General features: G+C 43.3%; 15 protein-coding genes and 1 pseudogene. 9 read left to right on the top strand and 7 right to left on the bottom strand.

Annotated features, from left to right (window positions below):
* The first annotated feature begins 88 nt into the window (after nucleotides 1–88).
* The 3 genes from HWQ39_RS29200 (at nucleotide 89) to HWQ39_RS29190 (ending at nucleotide 1856) form a co-directional block, all read left to right on the top strand.
* Complete coding sequence (locus HWQ39_RS29200) at nucleotides 89–1027, top strand: hypothetical protein (protein ID WP_292853225.1); 939 nt, start codon at nucleotides 89–91, stop codon at nucleotides 1025–1027.
* A 248-nt stretch (nucleotides 1028–1275) separates the two neighbouring features.
* Nucleotides 1276–1506, top strand: coding sequence for a DUF433 domain-containing protein (locus HWQ39_RS29195; RefSeq protein ID WP_292853223.1), 231 nt, complete (start codon nucleotides 1276–1278; stop codon nucleotides 1504–1506).
* Nucleotides 1503–1856 carry a DUF5615 family PIN-like protein gene (locus HWQ39_RS29190; protein WP_292853221.1) on the top strand — a complete coding sequence of 118 codons (354 nt, stop codon included), beginning with the start codon at nucleotides 1503–1505 and terminating at the stop codon, nucleotides 1854–1856. Before HWQ39_RS29195 ends, HWQ39_RS29190 begins: the two co-directional genes overlap by 4 nt.
* 198 nt (nucleotides 1857–2054) lie before the next feature.
* On the opposite strand, the gene HWQ39_RS29185 is transcribed toward HWQ39_RS29190, so the two are convergent.
* The 5 genes from HWQ39_RS29185 to dnaJ all read right to left on the bottom strand — a co-directional run bounded on the left by HWQ39_RS29185 (nucleotide 2055) and on the right by dnaJ (nucleotide 7635).
* Complete coding sequence (locus HWQ39_RS29185) at nucleotides 2055–3644, bottom strand: glycoside hydrolase family 57 protein (RefSeq protein ID WP_292853219.1); 1590 nt, start codon at nucleotides 3642–3644, stop codon at nucleotides 2055–2057.
* Between the two features lie 327 nt (nucleotides 3645–3971).
* Nucleotides 3972–4964: a 2-hydroxyacid dehydrogenase gene (locus tag HWQ39_RS29180; protein ID WP_292853217.1), complete on the bottom strand. Its 993-nt coding sequence runs from the start codon at nucleotides 4962–4964 to the stop codon at nucleotides 3972–3974.
* Between the two features lie 180 nt (nucleotides 4965–5144).
* Nucleotides 5145–6251 carry a small ribosomal subunit biogenesis GTPase RsgA gene (gene rsgA / locus HWQ39_RS29175; RefSeq protein ID WP_292853215.1) on the bottom strand — a complete coding sequence of 369 codons (1107 nt, stop codon included), beginning with the start codon at nucleotides 6249–6251 and terminating at the stop codon, nucleotides 5145–5147.
* Nucleotides 6248–6505 carry a sulfurtransferase TusA family protein gene (locus HWQ39_RS29170; RefSeq protein WP_292853213.1) on the bottom strand — a complete coding sequence of 86 codons (258 nt, stop codon included), beginning with the start codon at nucleotides 6503–6505 and terminating at the stop codon, nucleotides 6248–6250. Before HWQ39_RS29170 ends, rsgA begins: the two co-directional genes overlap by 4 nt.
* Nucleotides 6505–7635, bottom strand: a complete 1131-nt coding sequence (dnaJ, locus tag HWQ39_RS29165) for a molecular chaperone DnaJ (protein WP_292853211.1) — start codon at nucleotides 7633–7635, stop codon at nucleotides 6505–6507. The genes HWQ39_RS29170 and dnaJ overlap by 1 nt, the downstream gene beginning before the upstream one ends.
* 227 nt (nucleotides 7636–7862) lie before the next feature.
* On the opposite strand from dnaJ, the gene HWQ39_RS29160 reads away from it, so the two are divergent.
* On the top strand, nucleotides 7863–8078 hold the full coding sequence (locus tag HWQ39_RS29160) for a hypothetical protein (RefSeq protein WP_292853209.1): 216 nt from the start codon (nucleotides 7863–7865) through the stop codon (nucleotides 8076–8078).
* A 248-nt stretch (nucleotides 8079–8326) separates the two neighbouring features.
* On the opposite strand, the gene dnaK is transcribed toward HWQ39_RS29160, so the two are convergent.
* On the bottom strand, nucleotides 8327–10285 hold the full coding sequence (gene dnaK / locus HWQ39_RS29155) for a molecular chaperone DnaK (protein ID WP_292853327.1): 1959 nt from the start codon (nucleotides 10283–10285) through the stop codon (nucleotides 8327–8329).
* A gap of 226 nt (nucleotides 10286–10511) precedes the next feature.
* A pseudogene (grpE, locus tag HWQ39_RS29150) lies at nucleotides 10512–11251 on the bottom strand (nucleotide exchange factor GrpE).
* 286 nt (nucleotides 11252–11537) lie between these two features.
* Between grpE and HWQ39_RS29145 the strand changes: the two are divergent.
* The 5 genes from HWQ39_RS29145 to HWQ39_RS29125 all read left to right on the top strand — a co-directional run bounded on the left by HWQ39_RS29145 (nucleotide 11538) and on the right by HWQ39_RS29125 (nucleotide 17153).
* A complete protein-coding gene (locus HWQ39_RS29145) occupies nucleotides 11538–11684 on the top strand; it encodes a hypothetical protein (protein ID WP_292853207.1) in 147 nt (48 codons plus the stop codon).
* 227 nt (nucleotides 11685–11911) lie between these two features.
* Nucleotides 11912–13915, top strand: coding sequence for a type II/IV secretion system protein (locus tag HWQ39_RS29140; protein WP_292853205.1), 2004 nt, complete (start codon nucleotides 11912–11914; stop codon nucleotides 13913–13915).
* Nucleotides 13916–14001: 86 nt separating this feature from the next.
* Nucleotides 14002–15126, top strand: coding sequence for a type IV pilus twitching motility protein PilT (locus tag HWQ39_RS29135; RefSeq protein WP_292853203.1), 1125 nt, complete (start codon nucleotides 14002–14004; stop codon nucleotides 15124–15126).
* Between the two features lie 126 nt (nucleotides 15127–15252).
* Nucleotides 15253–16479, top strand: coding sequence for a type II secretion system F family protein (locus HWQ39_RS29130; RefSeq protein WP_292853201.1), 1227 nt, complete (start codon nucleotides 15253–15255; stop codon nucleotides 16477–16479).
* 128 nt (nucleotides 16480–16607) lie between these two features.
* Nucleotides 16608–17153: a hypothetical protein gene (locus HWQ39_RS29125; protein WP_292853199.1), complete on the top strand. Its 546-nt coding sequence runs from the start codon at nucleotides 16608–16610 to the stop codon at nucleotides 17151–17153.
* Nucleotides 17154–17562: the final 409 nt, after the last annotated feature.

Here is a 17562-nt window from a genome sequence, read left to right as displayed (position 1 = left end):
ACAATTGTTCTATAGCGCAGTAATTTGAGGTTGATTATGGGGAAATATATAACAGTACAATTTCTAGTAGTTATAGCTGTAATTACTCATGAGTATGCTTGTATTCTTTATCCACGGTGTCAACACTCATAATTCTAGATATGCTAACGTACTCATAAAAAAAATCCACAAAAAACTAGCAACCCCTGCAAACTTTTACTCAAGTTTCTGGGGAAATTTATTCAACAATAAGAAACATCAAACTATTGGATATATTGAGAAAGATTGTTCTAGACTTTGTGAACAACATAAAGAATATAAAGGTTCGTATGATGATATTTACAGATACAAAAAACGAAGAAATGAGATAATCAGTAATTTTTTAAGTGATTTTTTAATCTATCAAAATCCCGATCGCGGTAAAGCAATACGTAAAACTATCGTTGAACAACTGAGTCAGTTCTTAAATGACCACTCCAATCAACAAGAAATTCATTTGATAGCTCATTCTCTAGGTAGTTTAATTCTGTGGGATCTCATTTTTTCAGATACTTTAGATAATGATGATCCAGCTTTTATTTTTCGTAAGAAACTAAATCTGTTAAATTTAGCTAGCATTACGACATTGGGTTCTCCTCTCTTATTCCTTAAGCAAATGCTAGATATTGATTTCTCGGTTATCAATTATTATTTAAAAAATTCTAACAAAGAAGAAACTGCTGGATTGCAGAAGTTGAGATGGGTAAATATAATTCATTCCTCTGACTTAATTGCCTATCCTCTCAAAGCTGCCATAGAAGATGAAATTAGCTCAGATTTATTATTCTGCGATCACTATGTGTGGCAGTATGCAAACGGGATGGAGAAAACATTAAACAATATGGGTCAATCAGATATGGCAATGGTTGTTGGAGCAGAAGATGCTCATTCTTCGTACTTCTACGATAATCTGGATGGTGATATTACATCAGGTATTATTGCATATAATTTGTTAGGAAAGACACAAAAACTTTTAGAAAGGTGTGTCCATCCAAGACCTATGGGATGATTGAAGTCATAGACAAAGCTGTACATCTTGGTAGCATTGAGTGAAGTACCCGTCAGCAAGAGAGCGAGGGCGATGTATGCAACCGTCACACAACCACTGACTTTTGAAGAGTTTCTTGCCTGGGAAGATGGTTCAGGCAGAGAGTTTGAGCTATTGAATGGGGTTTCTGTGCCATTATTGTTTCTCCCTTGCCACTGCGTCCTTATATCGCGTTATATATTAATCATCTATCTAAATAATTTTAATTCATGCAAAAAATTGTATCCGATCCAAAAATAATGATGGGCAAACCTGTCATTTCAGGAACTCGTATCACAGTTGAATTCATTCTCGAAAAACTGGCTGCGGGTGAAACATCTCAGCAAATACTCGAAGCGCATCCTCGACTAAGCGATGAAGGAATTAAAGCAGCTTTGGCATTTGCGGCTCAAGCTTTGCGGTATGATGTGATTTATCCAACCACTGAGAAAGCTTCTTGAAGTTTTTAGGGGACGAAAATTTAGATTGGCAAATCGTTGAACGTCTGCGAATTGATGGTCACGAAGTTTTGTATGTTGTGGAAATGGAACCAGGAATTTCTGACGATGAAGTTTTGAACTTGGCTAATAATGAAGTTGCAATTTTATTGACATCAGATAAAGATTTCGGTGAGTTAGTATTCCGTTTGCGTCGAATTGCAACAGGTGTGGTATTAATTCGGTTATTCGGTTTATCTCCAAATGATAAAGCAGAAATTATTGCCAATGCCATTAATCAACACGCAGATGAATTATTAGGAGCTTTTACTGTTATTTCATCGAAAAGTATTCGCATTCGTAAAATAACGTGAATTTTAGATGCGATCGCAGATGGTATGAAGAGTGCAATCCTTATAAAATGCGATCGCGCCTTGTGTTCTGGTAGATGATGCGTAAGTTTGGGATGTTAAAAGTCTTAGTACTAATAACTAAATCGGCGGACGGCTATTCCTCCCATCCCTTCAAAGACTGGGATTCCCGCCGATTTTCGTTAATTACTTTATGTGAAACTATAGCGGACGGTAGACACGATAGTTGATTTCGGGGAAGATATTATCCATTAACTCGACTTTTTCGAGCCAACCACTATCAATTTTGCCCACTTTAACGTCTTCATAGAGTTTGTTGAACCGCATCAGGTGCGATCGCGTCCGTCTGACTGCATAAGGTACCATAGTTCCCGTCCGCATAATAAATGCCCAGTCGGAAGATTGCGCTAATAGCAGTTCCCGGGCTGCTTGGTTCAATGCTTTCAATCCCAACTCATCCTCTGGTTCCAGATGCGAGATTTCAATCATCCGTTCAGCAGCTTTATGCAAATGCGGATAAATCCATGCATTTGTTTCATTCAACCAATACTCATGGAAACCCTTGAAACCCCAACTCGACTGCGAAGGACGACAGACTTGCTGCGTCGGCTGCTCCCGCAAATAGTCCGCTAAATGGGTCATTTTATATGTTCCTTGGTCATACCACGACTTGCGGAATAGGTAATCGATAAACCAAGGGCCTTCATACCACCAATGTCCAAATAACTCTGCGTCATAAGGCGAAACAATAATTGGTGGACGCTGCATTATACCATAGAGATGCTCAGATTGCTGCTCTCGATTATACATAAAATTAGCAGCGTGTTCTGCTGCCTTTTCTTTAGCCCAATAGGGATCGTAGAGCGCCTTATCTGAAAGTCCTAAGCCACGCCCCGTAATTTTATGATACTTAATACCCGTATTTTTCCGTTGACCATTGGGCATAATATAGGGCTTAATATACTCATATTCTGCTTCCCAGCCCAAATCTTTGTAAAATTCTCGATATTCTGCTGCCCCAGGATAGCCCACCTCAGAAGACCATACCTGTTGGGAAGATTCCTGATCTCGACCAAAGACCGCAACACCGGTTTCTGTATAAATTGGGGCGTAAGTGCCAAAACGCGGACGGGGACGGGCGTAAAGGATACCATGTCCATCAGTGAGGAAGTAGCGTAATCCAGCATCGGCTAGCATCCGGTCTAAACCTTCATAGTAGGCACATTCAGGCAACCAAATGCCTCTAGGTGCTTGTCCAAAGGTTTGCTCGTAATGTTCGCAGGCTACCTGAATTTGCGCCCACACTGCTTGCGGATACATTTTCATCAACGGTAAATAGCCGTGAGTTGCACCGCAAGTGATGATTTCCAGGTTGTTACTGTCTTGGAACTTCTTAAAAGCAGTCACCAAGTCACCGCCGTAGCGTTCCCATAGCTGACGCGCTTCGCTAAACTCAGTAGCGTAATGTTCAGCTAAATAACGAAGATGTCCGTTGTTGAGATTATGTTCTGCTTCTAATGCTATAAGTTCTTCTAGTTGGGCTAAGTGTGCTTCATAGCGTTCTTGAAGCAGAGGATCGCGAAGCATCGACACTAGAGGTGGTGTCATACTCATCGTGATTTTAAAGTCGATACCGTCTCGCTTTAAGCCTTCAAATACTTTTAATAAGGGGATGTAGGTTTCTGTAATGGCTTCATAGAGCCATTCTTCCTCCAGCACGTAGTCACTTTCTGGGTGACGAACGAAGGGCAGATGTGCGTGGAGTACAAGCGCGACGTAGCCGATAGCCATAGTGATTTTGGGGTGATACTTGTAAGTTGAAGGTCGAGAGGTTTGGCTGAAATTAACAATATTTTAAGACTTTATGGGGATCGTAAGAGTAGTTAATGATTTTTTCTCAATCAATACTGTCAGTAAAACGCAAAGTTTTTGGCTCTTTCCTACCTGTTGTACTGAAACTTAAGTTACAGCAGTTTTCATGTATTTGAACCACATCTATCGTAGGGGCAATTTATGTAGACGCGATCGCGGAGCTTCTCCAAGAGTTGCGGCTTCCCGCAGGGTATTGTCCCTACGGGTGTACCTCTCTTGAACGAGAACTGCTATATTGCTAAAGGTTTAAATGCGAATTTCATTCGCACAAGCACGACCCTGTTCAACATCGGTAATATTAGCAAAAGTTGTTTCTGCAATATTGTAGAGAGCTTCTGCTGTAAAAAAGGCTTGATGTCCAGTAATGAGTACATTGGGGAACGTTGTCAGACGTTGGAAAATATCATCTTGAATAATTTCGCCAGACAAATCCTCAAAGAACAATTCTGATTCTTGTTCGTAGACATCCACACCGAGATAGCCAATCTTACCAGACTTTAATCCCTCAATCACTGCAAGGGTATCAATCAGCGCTCCTCGACTAGTATTAATTAGCATCACACCTGGCTTAATCCGTTCTATTGCCTCAGTATTAATCAAGTGATGCGTTTCAGGAGTCAGGGGGCAATGCAGAGAGATAATATCGGAATTAGCAAATAGCTCAGGTAGTTCTACATACTTTCCACCTAGCGCCTCCAATTCTGGATTGCGATAAACGTCATAGGCGAGTAGGTGACAGCCAAATCCCTTCATAATCTGTCCTAAAATCAGACCGATTTTGCCAGTACCGACAATTCCCACTGTGCGATCGTGCAAATTAAATCCCAACAGTCCATCTAGGGAAAAATTGCCTTCTCGGACACGGTTATAAGCACGATGAATTTTGCGATTTAGGCTCAAAATCAATCCTACGGCATGTTCTGCTACTCCATAAGGTGAATAGGCAGGAACACGCACAACAGTAATTCCTAAGTCTGCTGCGGCTTGCAAGTCTACATTGTTAAACCCTGCACAGCGAAGGACAACCAAGCGAGTTCCCCCTGAGGCGAGAAGCTCTAAAGTTGGAGCATCAACCTGATCGTGTACAAACACGCAAACCGTCGGAAATCCGGCAGCAAGGATAGCCGTATCCCGATTTAAGCGGGGTTCAAAAAACACTAATTCGTGTTGGGTGGGAGAATTTGCAGCTGACAAAAACTGCCGATCGTAGGCTTTTGTACTGAAAACTGCTACTTTCATGCAAAACCTCAGGCTTTATGCTGCACGGTGTTCGAGTACATAATACCTTGACGTTTAAAGGAGCGATGTCTACGACAAGCCTAGCTGCGGGACTTTTGAATATTGTCAGTTTTGGGAATTGCTCTTTGTCTTTGCTTTTTAACTTGAGAGTTGATTCTGGATGAGCTTATTGGTACAGCTTTATTCTTCATCCCGATATAACTCTTGCAAGTCTTGTAACTGAGTCTTCCGAGAAATTCGACGATATTTTTTACTTTCTAGCTTGGGTTCGTATTGACTCTGCCCTTTGCCTTTGCTTTTGCTTTTTAACTTCATCGTAGATTCTGGATCGGCTTGTTCATGTAGCTGTGTTTGATGAGCGATCGCCGCGTCCAAAAATTCTAAATAATGTTCATATCGTTCCCAGTCTCCCCGCACCGCACATTCAGGCTCGTCTCGATGCAGACAATCACTAAATCGACAGCTAGCAACAGCTAACCGCTTTCTGGCTTCTGGGAAATAATGGATTAATTCTTCTGGTATACAATCCATATCCGGCTGATTAAAGCCGGGAGTATCTGCCAGTAAACCACCCTTAGGTAACTCAAATAATTCTATATGGCGAGTGGTATGACGACCACGAGCCAGTTTGCCCGAAACTTCTCCAACTCGCAGCTTGGCAGAGTCAATCAGCGTATTAATCAGGCTGGATTTACCTACGCCAGATGGTCCAGCAATGACAGTAATTTTATTGCTCAAATATCTGGCGGCTTGCTCAGTATTTATACCATCTTTGACACTGATAAATATCGGTTCATAGCCCCAACCAAGAAGGCGATCGCTAACTTGTTGCTGTTCTGGCGGTGAAATTAAATCACTTTTATTCAAGCATAAAAGCACATCTAAATCAGTAGACTCAGCTTTGATCAGAAACCGACTGAGCTGATAAGGTTCCAAAGGCGGATCGGCTACAGCAAATACCAATAGAATTTGGTTGACATTGGCGATCGCCGGACGATCTAACTCACTTTGGCGGGGTAAAACCTCAGCGATCGCACCCCGTCTCCCAGCCCAATCTGGCTCTTCTACCACAACGCGATCGCCCACCATCACCTGTTGTCCAATTTTTTTCAGGCGTGTTCGACGAGTACAGAGGAGGAGGGAGGGATTTAAATCTAGTTTCTCCTCTGCTCCCCTGCTCCCCTGCTCCCCATCCTCTTGTTCCAGCTGTACTCGGTAAAAATTGGCCTGTACAGCCACCACCGTACCCAATAACTGTCCAGTTGCGGCAAAATTTTTCCCTGTCATTGGCTAGCAACTGGACGACGCACTAGCAGAGAAAAATAACTAGTGCAGTCTGTAATTTGTTCCACCTGATAACCTGCCATTGTCAAACTATCAGGAACCTGCTCAATCGGCTCACCTGGATCTAGCCAGACTTCTAGTAAACCTCCCAATGGCATTTTCTCCAGACGTAATTTTGTCCGCACGAAATTAATCGGGCAAGGGGTGCCGCGTAAATCAAGTTGAGCATCGGGAGTTGAAACAGAAGAGGGCATCATCACTTAAATAAATTTCCCAAAAATCCTTCTAGACCACCTTTACCAGTGCGATCGCCCTTAATTTTAGCCAGTTTTTCCAATAGTTCCCTCTCCTCTGGGGTGACTTTATTGGGAATATCAATTAATACGTTCAGCATGTGATCCCCACGACTGACGGGATTACCCAAGCGGGGTACGCCGCGATTTTCCAACTTCATCACCGTATTCGGCTGAGTTCCGGCTGGAATAATCAGTTCTACTGGGCCATCTACCGTATCTACCTCTAACCGACAACCTAAAATCGCTTGTAGGTAGCTAACTTTGATTTCCGAGAGAATATTAATGCCATCCCGTTGGAATTCTTCATCCTCATTCACGAACAAGTAAACGTACAAATCTCCAGGAGGGCCACCACGTTGACCGGAATCACCTTCACTAGAAATTCGTAAGCGTGTGCCATTATCCACCCCTGCTGGAATGGTAATTTTGAGTTTCTTTGTGACTTGATTTGCGCCCTTACCATCACAGGCATCACACTTATCTTCAATTACCATCCCTGTGCCATTACAGGTGGGACAAGTTGAGACTTGGGTGAAACTGCCAAAGGGTGTTCTCGTGACACGGCGGACTTGACCAGAACCGCTACAAGTCGAACAAGTCCGAGGACGGGTTCCCGGTTTAGCACCAGAACCGCTACATACTTCACAATTTTCTAAATGTGAAATGCGAATTTCTTTTTCGCCGCCAAATACTGCTTCCCGAAAGTCTAACTTCAGGTCTAGCCGCAGATCATCGCCCCTTGCAGGCCCACTGCGTCGTCTTTGTTGCGTGGGATTACCCATACCGCCAGCAAAGCCACTAAAAATGCTTTCAAAGATATCGGCAAAGCCACCCATATCACCGACATCTTGAAAGCCCGCGCCAGCTGCACCAGACACACCCTCAGGGCCAAAGCGATCATAACGAGCGCGGGTTTCTGGTTCTGAGAGTACCTCGTAAGCGCGGTTAATTTCTTTAAAGCGATCCTCCGCTCCCGGTTCTTTGTTCACATCTGGGTGATACTTCCGGGCTAAACGGCGATAGGCTTGTTTGATTTCTTCTTTGTCGGTGTCACGAGAGACACCCAGGATTTCATAATAGTCGCGGGCCATATAGCAAAGGTAAAAGTTAGAAGGAAGAAAGCAGAAGTCAGTAGAAGATCACGGTCACTTGCTACCCTATGGAAAAGTGTTTTGCTTGACAGATATGCAAGAGCAACACAGTATCCTTTAGAGGGTGGCTTGCCGGAGGTCAGACAGAAGATAAAATTAATTTTTGTTAATAAATTGATTTTACCCTTTAGCTTTTACAAAAATCACCGACAAATCTTGAGTAACAGATGCTTTCCTCGTGGGAGACGACAAAAGCTATAGAAGTTAAGAGCAGAGAAAGCCTTTGCTCAGACTTCTCACTGCCGAGTCGGCTGTCTCTTTTACAATTGTGCTACGTAGCAGAGGAAAACCCCGCCCATCAACCAGATGGGCTAGCCGCACCATTAGGTGTGGAAAACCACCCTTATGCAATGGAAGTGCATCTAAACTGGCACACTGCCTAGCCCAAAGTAATTTGCTTCTACAATCTAGCAAACCGCTGGGGTCTTGTGAAACTTCGCTAAATATTTTAGATATATTAAAATGTCTTAATTAAAATTTGCAACTTAGAGGACTGGGGACTAGGGATTGGGGATTGGTGATTAGGTAAGGGGTCTGAGGAGTTACAGGTGTAGAGGAGGAAAGGGTTCAGAGAAGAGGAATTTTCGCTCTGCGTCCCTAGTGCCCAGTCCCCAGTCCCCAATCCCAACCCTTAATCTATCGCCTCATAATCAGCCTGTGTAGTACTTTCTTCGTCAAAATCAAAGTTGAATTGTGGTATTAGTGTACCGTTCATTGGTGAATCTACTTCTGGAGTAAAAAGACTAGCTGAATCCTTCTCAATCTCATCACTTTGGCTGTTAGCTCGGTTGTAGACATCAGCACCAATTGCAAACAGGGTTTGTTGGAAGTCGTCTAAGCGCTGCTTAAATTCCACAGTGGAAATGCTGGAGTCAATCATTGCCGCTTGGAGTTGGGAAACTTTTTCACTGGCTAAGGTTTTTATCTGGTCGCCGATAAAGCTGCTGTTATCTTTGATGGTGGATTCGTAACTGAACAACAAATTATCTGCTTGGTTTTTGAGTTCAACCAGTTCTTTACGTCTTCTATCTTCTTCAGCAAACAGTTCGGCCTCTTGGCGCATCCGTTCGACTTCGTTGCTACTCAAACCACCTGTATTGGTAATCCTGATACTCTGTTCTCTACCAGTACCTTTATCTTGAGCAGAAACCTTCAGGATGCCGTTGACATCGATTTCAAAGGATACTTCAATTTGCGGCACACCACGGGGCGATGGGGGAATTCCGGCGAGCAAAAACTTGCCGAGACTCTTGTTATCTCGTGACATTGCCCGTTCACCTTGGAGGATGTGAATTTCTACTGAAGTTTGCCCATCAACTGCGGTGGAAAAAACTTGTGACCGACTCGTAGGAATTGTGGTGTTGCGTTCAATGATTTTGGTGAACACTTCACCCAAGGTTTCAATTCCCAAGGACAGAGGGGTAACATCCAAGAGTAAGAGATTATCGACTTCACCACCCAATACACCTGCTTGGATAGCTGCTCCTAATGCTACGGCTTCGTCAGGGTTGATGGAGCGATCGGGAGCTTTGCCGTTGAAAAACTTAATTAGCGCGTTTTGAACTGCGGGAATGCGCGTAGAACCACCTACCAAAATAATCCGGTCTATGGCTTCTGGTTTAAGATCGGCATCTTTGAGCGATTGGATCAGTGGTTCGATAGTCGCTTCAATTAATTTTGCGGCCAGTTCTTCAAATTTAGAACGACTGAGTTCCATTTCCAGATGCTTTGGCCCGGTGTCATCAGATGTAATAAAGGGCAAATTGATGGAGGTATTCACCATGCTGGAGAGTTCAATTTTTGCCTTTTCCGCCGCTTCCCGCAGGCGTTGCAGCGCCATCTTATCTTGAGAAAGGTCGATTTTATCTTGTTCTTGGAAACGTTCCATCATCCAAAGGACGATCGCATTATCAAAGTCGTCTCCACCCAAGTGGTTATTACCACAAGTCGCCTTAACTTCAAAAACGCCATCCCCAAGTTGCAGGATCGATACGTCGAAAGTACCGCCTCCCAAGTCAAATACTAAAATTAGCTGCTCTTGGTCTTGCTTTTCCAATCCAAAAGCTAAAGCCGCAGCTGTTGGCTCATTGATGATTCGCAGTACTTCTAATCCAGCAATCGTACCAGCATCTTTAGTTGCTTGTCTTTGGGCATCTGTGAAATATGCGGGTACCGTGATCACTGCTTGAGTGACTTCCTCACCCAAGAAGTTTTCCGCATCCTGCTTCAGCTTTTGCAGGATCATGGCGGATAATTCTTGTGGTGTGTAGTTTTTTGAGCGAATTTGGACATCAACGGTCTCATCTCGACCTTTGATACAGTTGTATGGGACGCGAGTGCGTTCTATTTCAGTGTCTTCCCAACGCCGCCCAATAAATCGTTTAATACTGTAAATTGTGTTTTCAGCATTGGTTACGGCTTGGCGCTTTGCTAATTGACCAACCAAGCGATCGCCACTTTTCCCAAATCCCACAATACTTGGAGTAGTTCGTCCCCCTTCAGAATTGGAGATCACCAGTGGTTGACCGCCCTCCAAAACTGCGACGCAACTGTTAGTAGTGCCTAAGTCAATCCCAATAACTTTTCCCATATTTGCCAGTATTTTTACTGATTTATTCTGCTGTAATATATCGCGCACTAACTTTTTTTCTAAGAACAAAGGCTAGCGGATAACGTCTGTGGAACCTCTATTGCTGGTAGCAAAAGAGAAGTTAAAACACAGAGAGTTATCCAAAGCCTTGTTTTTATTTAGGTACGCGATGCTCGTCCTTACTAGAACCCAGGCACTTCAGGTCAGCGAGGCGAGCGATTACAGCTTAACTGTTGGCTGAACTCGACTGATCTTCCGGTGTAGCAGGGCTATCCTCCTTGGGAGCAGCTACTTTGACCATTGCATGGCGTAGCACGCGATCGCCCAAGTAATATCCGCGCACTAACTCTTCTAACACTCTTCCTTCAGGATGTTCATCCGTAGGTTCCCGCATTACTGCTTCGTGCAAGTTAGGATCAAATTCTTCACCTTCGGGACGCATTGGTGATACACCCAAGCGCTTCAGGCTATCTACTAATTGTTTGTAAACGCCTTGGTAACTTTTGTGCATAGTCATTTCGCCATCAGATTGCGGTTTGAGGTGCGATCGCGCCCGCTCAAAATTATCGACCACTGGCAGCAATTCCAAAATCGTATTCCGCTTCACCTGCAACTCTAAGTCTTCTTTTTCTTTACTAGTGCGTTTCCGGTAATTCTCAAAATCAGCAGCAATCCGCATATATTGAGTACTACGTTCTTCTAGCTGCGTTTTGAGGGACTCAATTTGTTGAGTCAGTTCTGCCAAAGCTGCCCTGTCCACTTCAGTTTTCTCGGTTGCAGCGAAGCTATTGTCTGGATTGATAGTAGCCGTATCTCCTGTTTGGGCTGCCACTTGTTCTGTCACCTCACTACCAGATTCATTGAAATTAATTTGGGCTGGAGAGTCACTCATCATTGCTTGCTTTACCTCTGTTGGTTCACCCAATTGCTGGCTGTATTGTTTATCTGTTTATTTTCATCGATCATTGTCCATTCATTCCAGTTTCTATTTATGGCAGTGTATCTCCACAGTTTGCAGCCGTCGTCATCCACGACTTGCCACTGGGGCTGATTTTGTTGCCGAGAAGTTCCTGGAAGTGATTTAACCGTCCTCTTATTGTGACAAATGGTGAACACGTTAGCCCAGACACTACGAAGGCGGGAACCCGAACGAGTAGGACTGGGGACTAGGGACTGGGGAGATTGGCGCGCTGTAGGGGTTTAGTAAAAGGGCGGTTAGAAACCGCGCGCCAGTTGCTTCTCCCAGGGGGAGATGCTACGCGAACAAGTCGGCGGAGCCGCCCAACGCACTGGCTTGTCTACACGAGACTTTACCCACCTCCGTGGGTTTAAAACACTCAATTTTTCTTTAGACGTAGGTTGGGGAGCCACTGCGTTGCACGGGTTCCCCGCGTTGTAGCAAGTGGCGTTGGAGGCTTTGCCAAAGCCAACATCCTGATATATGTTGGGTTGCGCTCCGCTCCACCCAACCTACAATTTTTTTGCAACTAAACGCCTCGCTATTGCTAACAGCACTCAGCACTCAGAACTGTTTCGGTGACTTAGCACTTTTTTGGGAAATGACAATTCTATCTCCCAGGCTGGGAATACTTTAAGTAGAGGTTTCCCCAAATCAATTGCTCATTTATGAACTCGTCACCACAACGGCGCAGTACCGCTCTAACTACCAGAACAGAGTTTTCGCCCTTCGGCAATAAGCTAGTCCAATCTGGCTATGTCAATACCGAACAGATGAGGCAGGCACTAATTGAAAGCCGCAAATCTGGCAGACCCTTAACGGAAGTACTAGAGTCAATCACTGGGCAACAACTATCGCCTGAGTTGCTCAGGCAATATAAAAAACAGCAGCTATTTGAACTTAAAATCCTATACGGAGTTGAATTCCTCGATCCTGAAGTCAACTCTGTTGGCAATACGATGATGGGGAATCTGATTGAAACCCTGATCCCAGTGGATATCTGTCGTCGCCATCGTTTAGTACCACTGTCGAAACACGAAGACCAAACCCCACCCTCAGTTTTAGTGGCGATGGTCGCTCCAGATAATTTAGAAGCTTCTGATGACCTGAATCGCATCTTGCGCCCCCAAGGCTTGGCATTGCAGCGGATGGTGATTACCCAGGAAGACTACCAACAGCTAATCAACCAATACTTGGATGAAATGGCTGTTAAACAGAAGCACCTGGAACAAGAAAAGTTTACAGATATTAATCAGGATTTAGAAAACCTCGGAAATCTCGATATTTCAGATGCTCCTGAAGAAATGGAGGCTGATCTAGGGGCAGCGATGAAGGGTGCAGAGGATGCCCCAGTCATCAACCTAGTTAATAGAATCCTGGCTAAAGCCTTGCATGAAGGCGTTTCTGACATTCATATCGAACCGCAAGAAGAAAATTTACGCATTCGGTTTCGCAAGGATGGCGTACTCCGCGAAGCTTTCGATCCCCTACCGAAAAAAATTATCCCGGCGGTGACAGCCCGATTTAAAATCATCTCCAATCTAGACATTGCAGAACGCCGTCTACCTCAAGATGGACGTATCCGACGGCTGTTTGAGGGACGCAAAGTCGATTTCCGGGTGAATACCTTACCCAGTCGCTACGGGGAAAAGGTGGTGCTGCGGATTTTGGATAACTCCTCTACCCAACTGGGATTAGATAAGTTAATTACCGATCCAGAGACTTTACATATTGTCCAGGATATGGTTAGCCGTCCCTTCGGTCTAATTTTGGTAACTGGGCCAACTGGTTCTGGGAAAACAACCTCGTTGTATTCTGCACTCTCAGAAAAGAATGATCCCGGAATTAATATCAGTACTGTAGAAGACCCAATTGAGTACAGCCTTCCAGGGATTACTCAAGTACAGGTGATTCGAGAAAAAGGGCTGGATTTTGCTACCGCGTTGCGGGCTTTCTTACGTCAAGATCCAGATGTGCTGCTGGTGGGTGAAACGCGGGATAAGGAAACGGCAAAAACAGCGATTGAAGCTGCCTTGACCGGTCACTTAGTATTAACTACCTTACATACCAATGATGCCCCAGGTGCGATCGCTCGTCTGGGAGAAATGGGGATTGAGCCTTTCATGGTTTCTAGTTCCCTAATTGGTGTTCTAGCTCAACGTTTGGTGCGGCGTGTCTGTTCTGAATGTCGTATTCCCTACACTCCCACAACCGAAGAATTGGCTCGTTATGGTCTATCAGCTTCCTCTGATGTCGGAGTCACCTTCTATAAAGCTAACACCTTGACACTAGATGCGATCGCCGAAGCCAAAGCCAAAAATCAGCTTTGCCCAAAATGTAATGGCGTCGGCTACAAAGGGCGTTGTGGTGTTTATGAGGTTATGCGAGTCACCGAAAACCTCCAAACTCTCATTAACGAAGATGCACCCACAGAACGCATCAAAGAAGTGGCAATAGAAGAAGGGATGAAAACCTTGCTGGCTTACAGTTTGGACTTAGTGCGTGAAGGTTCCACCACCCTAGAAGAAGTAGAACGGGTGACGTTTACTGATACTGGTTTGGAAGCCGAGTTAAAAGCAAAACGCAAGACTGGTCTTACCTGCCGAAGTTGCGAGGCCACATTGAAACAAGAATGGTTGGATTGTCCTTACTGTATGACAGCTCGGTTTTAAAACTAGTCATTGGTCATTAGTTGATACTTACTAACTTAAAACAAATGACAAAGAGCAAATAACAAATATTAAAAGGAAGCAGAACTATGGAAATGATGATTGAAGACTTGATGGAGCAATTGATTGAATTGGGTGGCTCGGATATGCATTTATCCGCAGGTTTGCCTCCCTACTTTCGCATCAGTGGTAAACTCACCCCCATAGGTGAACATGTATTAACAGCTGATCAATGTCAAAGGCTAATTTTTAGTATGCTCAACAACACCCAGCGTAAAACCTTAGAGCAGAACTGGGAGTTGGATTGTTCTTATGGTGTTAAAGGTTTAGCTCGCTTCCGGGTCAATGTTTATAAAGAACGTGGTTCTTATGCTGCTTGTTTACGGGCATTAAGTTCTAAGATTCCTAACTTTGAAAAATTAGGTTTGCCAGATATCGTGCGGGAAATGACAGATAAGCCCAGAGGGCTAATTCTGGTGACAGGCCCTACAGGTTCCGGCAAAACAACAACCTTAGCGGCAATGATTGACTTGATTAACCGCACCAAGGCAGAGCATATTTTAACAGTGGAAGACCCAATTGAATTTGTCTACGAACCAATTAAAAGTTTGGTTCACCAGCGACAACTAGGTGAAGATACTAAGAGTTTTGCTAATGCTTTGAAAGCAGCTTTGCGGGAAGATCCAGATATTGTTCTGGTAGGGGAAATGCGCGATTTAGAAACAATTTCTTTGGCGATTTCCGCAGCAGAAACAGGACACTTGGTATTTGGCACGCTACACACCAGTTCGGCTGCACAAACGGTTGACCGGATTATTGACGTTTTCCCCCATGAAAGACAAACCCAGGTGCGGGTGCAGTTGTCTAACTCTTTAGTGGCAGTATTTAGCCAAACCTTGGTTTCCAAGAAAAGCCCTAAACCTGGTGAATATGGTCGGGTGATGGCTCAAGAAATTCTGATTGTTACTCCTGCTATTTCTAACTTGATTCGAGAAGGCAAAACATCTCAAATTTACTCAGCTATTCAAACTGGTGGCAAATTGGGGATGCAAACTCTGGAGAAGGTTTTAGCCGATTTTTACAAATCAGGAACCATTTCCTTTGAAGCGGCGATGTCTAAGACTTCTAAGCCAGATGAAATCCAACGTCTCATCGGTACTTCTGTGCCACAAGCAGCAAGTGCTAAACCAGGTGCGGCTGCCAAAGCGCATTAAAGGAAGTGGGAAGTAATGATTTTAGATTTTGGATTTTAGATTGAAATTTAATCCAAAATCCTCAATCCAAAATCCAAAATAAAATTGCCCCATGCCAATTAATAACAACTATTTTGAATTTATTTTATGCCAAACTTCGTTGCCCGTGTTCGGGATTCGCAAGGAAATTCTCGAACAGAAAAAATTGTTGCCGAATCCTTGGTACAAGCTCGGACTAATCTCAGAGATCAAGGTTTTGTCATCCAAGAACTCAAACAATCTCAGGGATTTCAGCCAGATGTTGCCTTCAAAAATTTCCAAAATTCCTTAATTAAGGTTTCGGTTAAAGACAAAGCCGTTTTTTCGCGTCAATTTGCCGTTTTGATGAATGCGGGAGTTGCGATCGTTAGAAGTCTAGGGGTACTTTCTGAACAGTGTAGTAATACTAAACTGAAACAAGCCCTGGTGGAGATTAGCACCGATGTTCAAAGCGGAATGAATCTTTCAGAGGCAATGCGGAAGCATCCTGACTGTTTTGATGGATTATATGTGAGTATGATTCAAGCTGGCGAAGTTGGTGGTGTTCTAGACGAAGTATTGAATCGTTTAGCTAAGTTGTTAGAAGATGTTGCTCGTCTACAAAACCAAATCAAATCAGCATTATCTTATCCAACGGTCGTGGGTTTTATCGCAGTTGCGATCTTTCTAGGCATGACCATTTTTCTGATTCCGATTTTTGCCACGATTTTTACACAAATTGGAATCTCATTACCACCTCTAACGCAATTCTTGATGGATGCTAGTAAGTTTTTGAGAAGTCCGGGTGCTTTCGTCCTGCTTGCTGCTCTTATTGGACTAAAATTTGCCTTTACACAATACGCTAAAACTCCTGTTGGTCGCATCACAATTGATCGTCTTTCCCTCAAGATGCCATTGTTTGGTGACTTAATTCAAAAATCTTCGGTTGCCCGCTTTAGCCGGACTTTTGGTTCTTTGACTCGTTCAGGTGTACCAATTTTAACTTGCTTAGAAATCGTCCGAGATACATCAGGAAACCAAGTAATTGCCAATGCCATAGACGCAGCCCGCATGGAAATTCAACAAGGAGGTATGATTAGCATTGCTTTACAACAAAGTGATGGCGTTTTTCCAGCTATGGCAATTCAGATGATTAGTATCGGAGAAGAAACTGGAGAATTAGATGCAATGTTGATGAAAGTTGCTGATTTCTATGAAGATGAAGTTGAGCAAGCAGTAAAAGCAATGACCAGTATTTTAGAACCGGTGATGATTGTAGTTCTAGGGGGAATGGTTGGAACAATTTTATTAGCGATGTATCTGCCTATGTTTGCGGTATTTGAAAAGCTGGGATAAGGGATTAATAGTAGGAGTTAGAAGTTAGGGGTTAGGAGTTAAAACTTTTTATTTCTAAACTGTTAATTCTTAACTTATTAATTTTGTTCTTAACTTCTAATTCCTAATTCCTCACTATTTAATAAACTATGACTGTGCAAAAATCTCACTACGAAGCAAGTTTAGCAGAGTACAGCAATCATCTAGCTGCGATCGCCTTACTAAAGCAATATCGTCCATACTTGGAGATGATCCCTAGTCTGCGTCGTCCAGATGAAAGTGTTATCACTATACCCTTGCCAATTGTCCGTCTTCGGAATGCTACAACAGCGCCACAAACAATTTGCTTACCCTGTGATGTGGCAATTTTAATGTGCGATCCAGAATGGAAAATCAAAACTGGAGCCGAAATTTTAGTTTTTATTCATCGCGCTCACGAAGACTTTTCTGATTTATTAGGACGTTGGCGACAAACTCAAGTCTACTTGGACAATCATTATGAGTGGTTGATGCCTCTCCGTCATAGTCATATTTTGAGTGAGGGAGCTAATACTATATATCCTCTATTTGTCGTTTTTAGTGAGACTGTAGAACGCATCCCCAGAGGTCTGGTGGGAGCCGAACTCCCATTTATTATTATGCAAACACCAGATTCACTGCTTGAGGAAAATTTCACAGAAATTTTCTCTCCATAAATTCCACCTGGTTAGAAAAATTTATACCAATTCTATAGGAATTACGTACTGTACAAAGTCATAAATATATCATCTATCAAACTCATATATTAATCTTCTCCGTTTGAAAATTTGTATTGACTATATTTATTAGTTTGAAGCGAAATCAGTACAATTGCTTAAAAACAGAATCTAAGATTTATTTTAAATTTATTTTAGTGAATATAAGCTAAATAAATATATTTTTATCCTATAGCAATCCAATTTGATTTTTTCAAAAATCTAAGTACATGCAGGTTTTGCATCGCGTAACATAACGCACTCTACGTGCAATATGACTTACTTAAGCTGAATTTAGATCCTCGACTTCATTAACAATACTTCGGACAAAATTAAGCAGCAATAACGCCATAAGAGCGTAGGTTTTGAT

Source organism: Nostoc sp. NMS8, from assembly GCF_017115045.1.
Taxonomy (GTDB): domain Bacteria; phylum Cyanobacteriota; class Cyanobacteriia; order Cyanobacteriales; family Nostocaceae; genus Nostoc.
The sequence above is the reverse complement of the archived record's forward strand: the minus strand, read 5'-3'. Positions and strand labels throughout refer to the sequence as shown.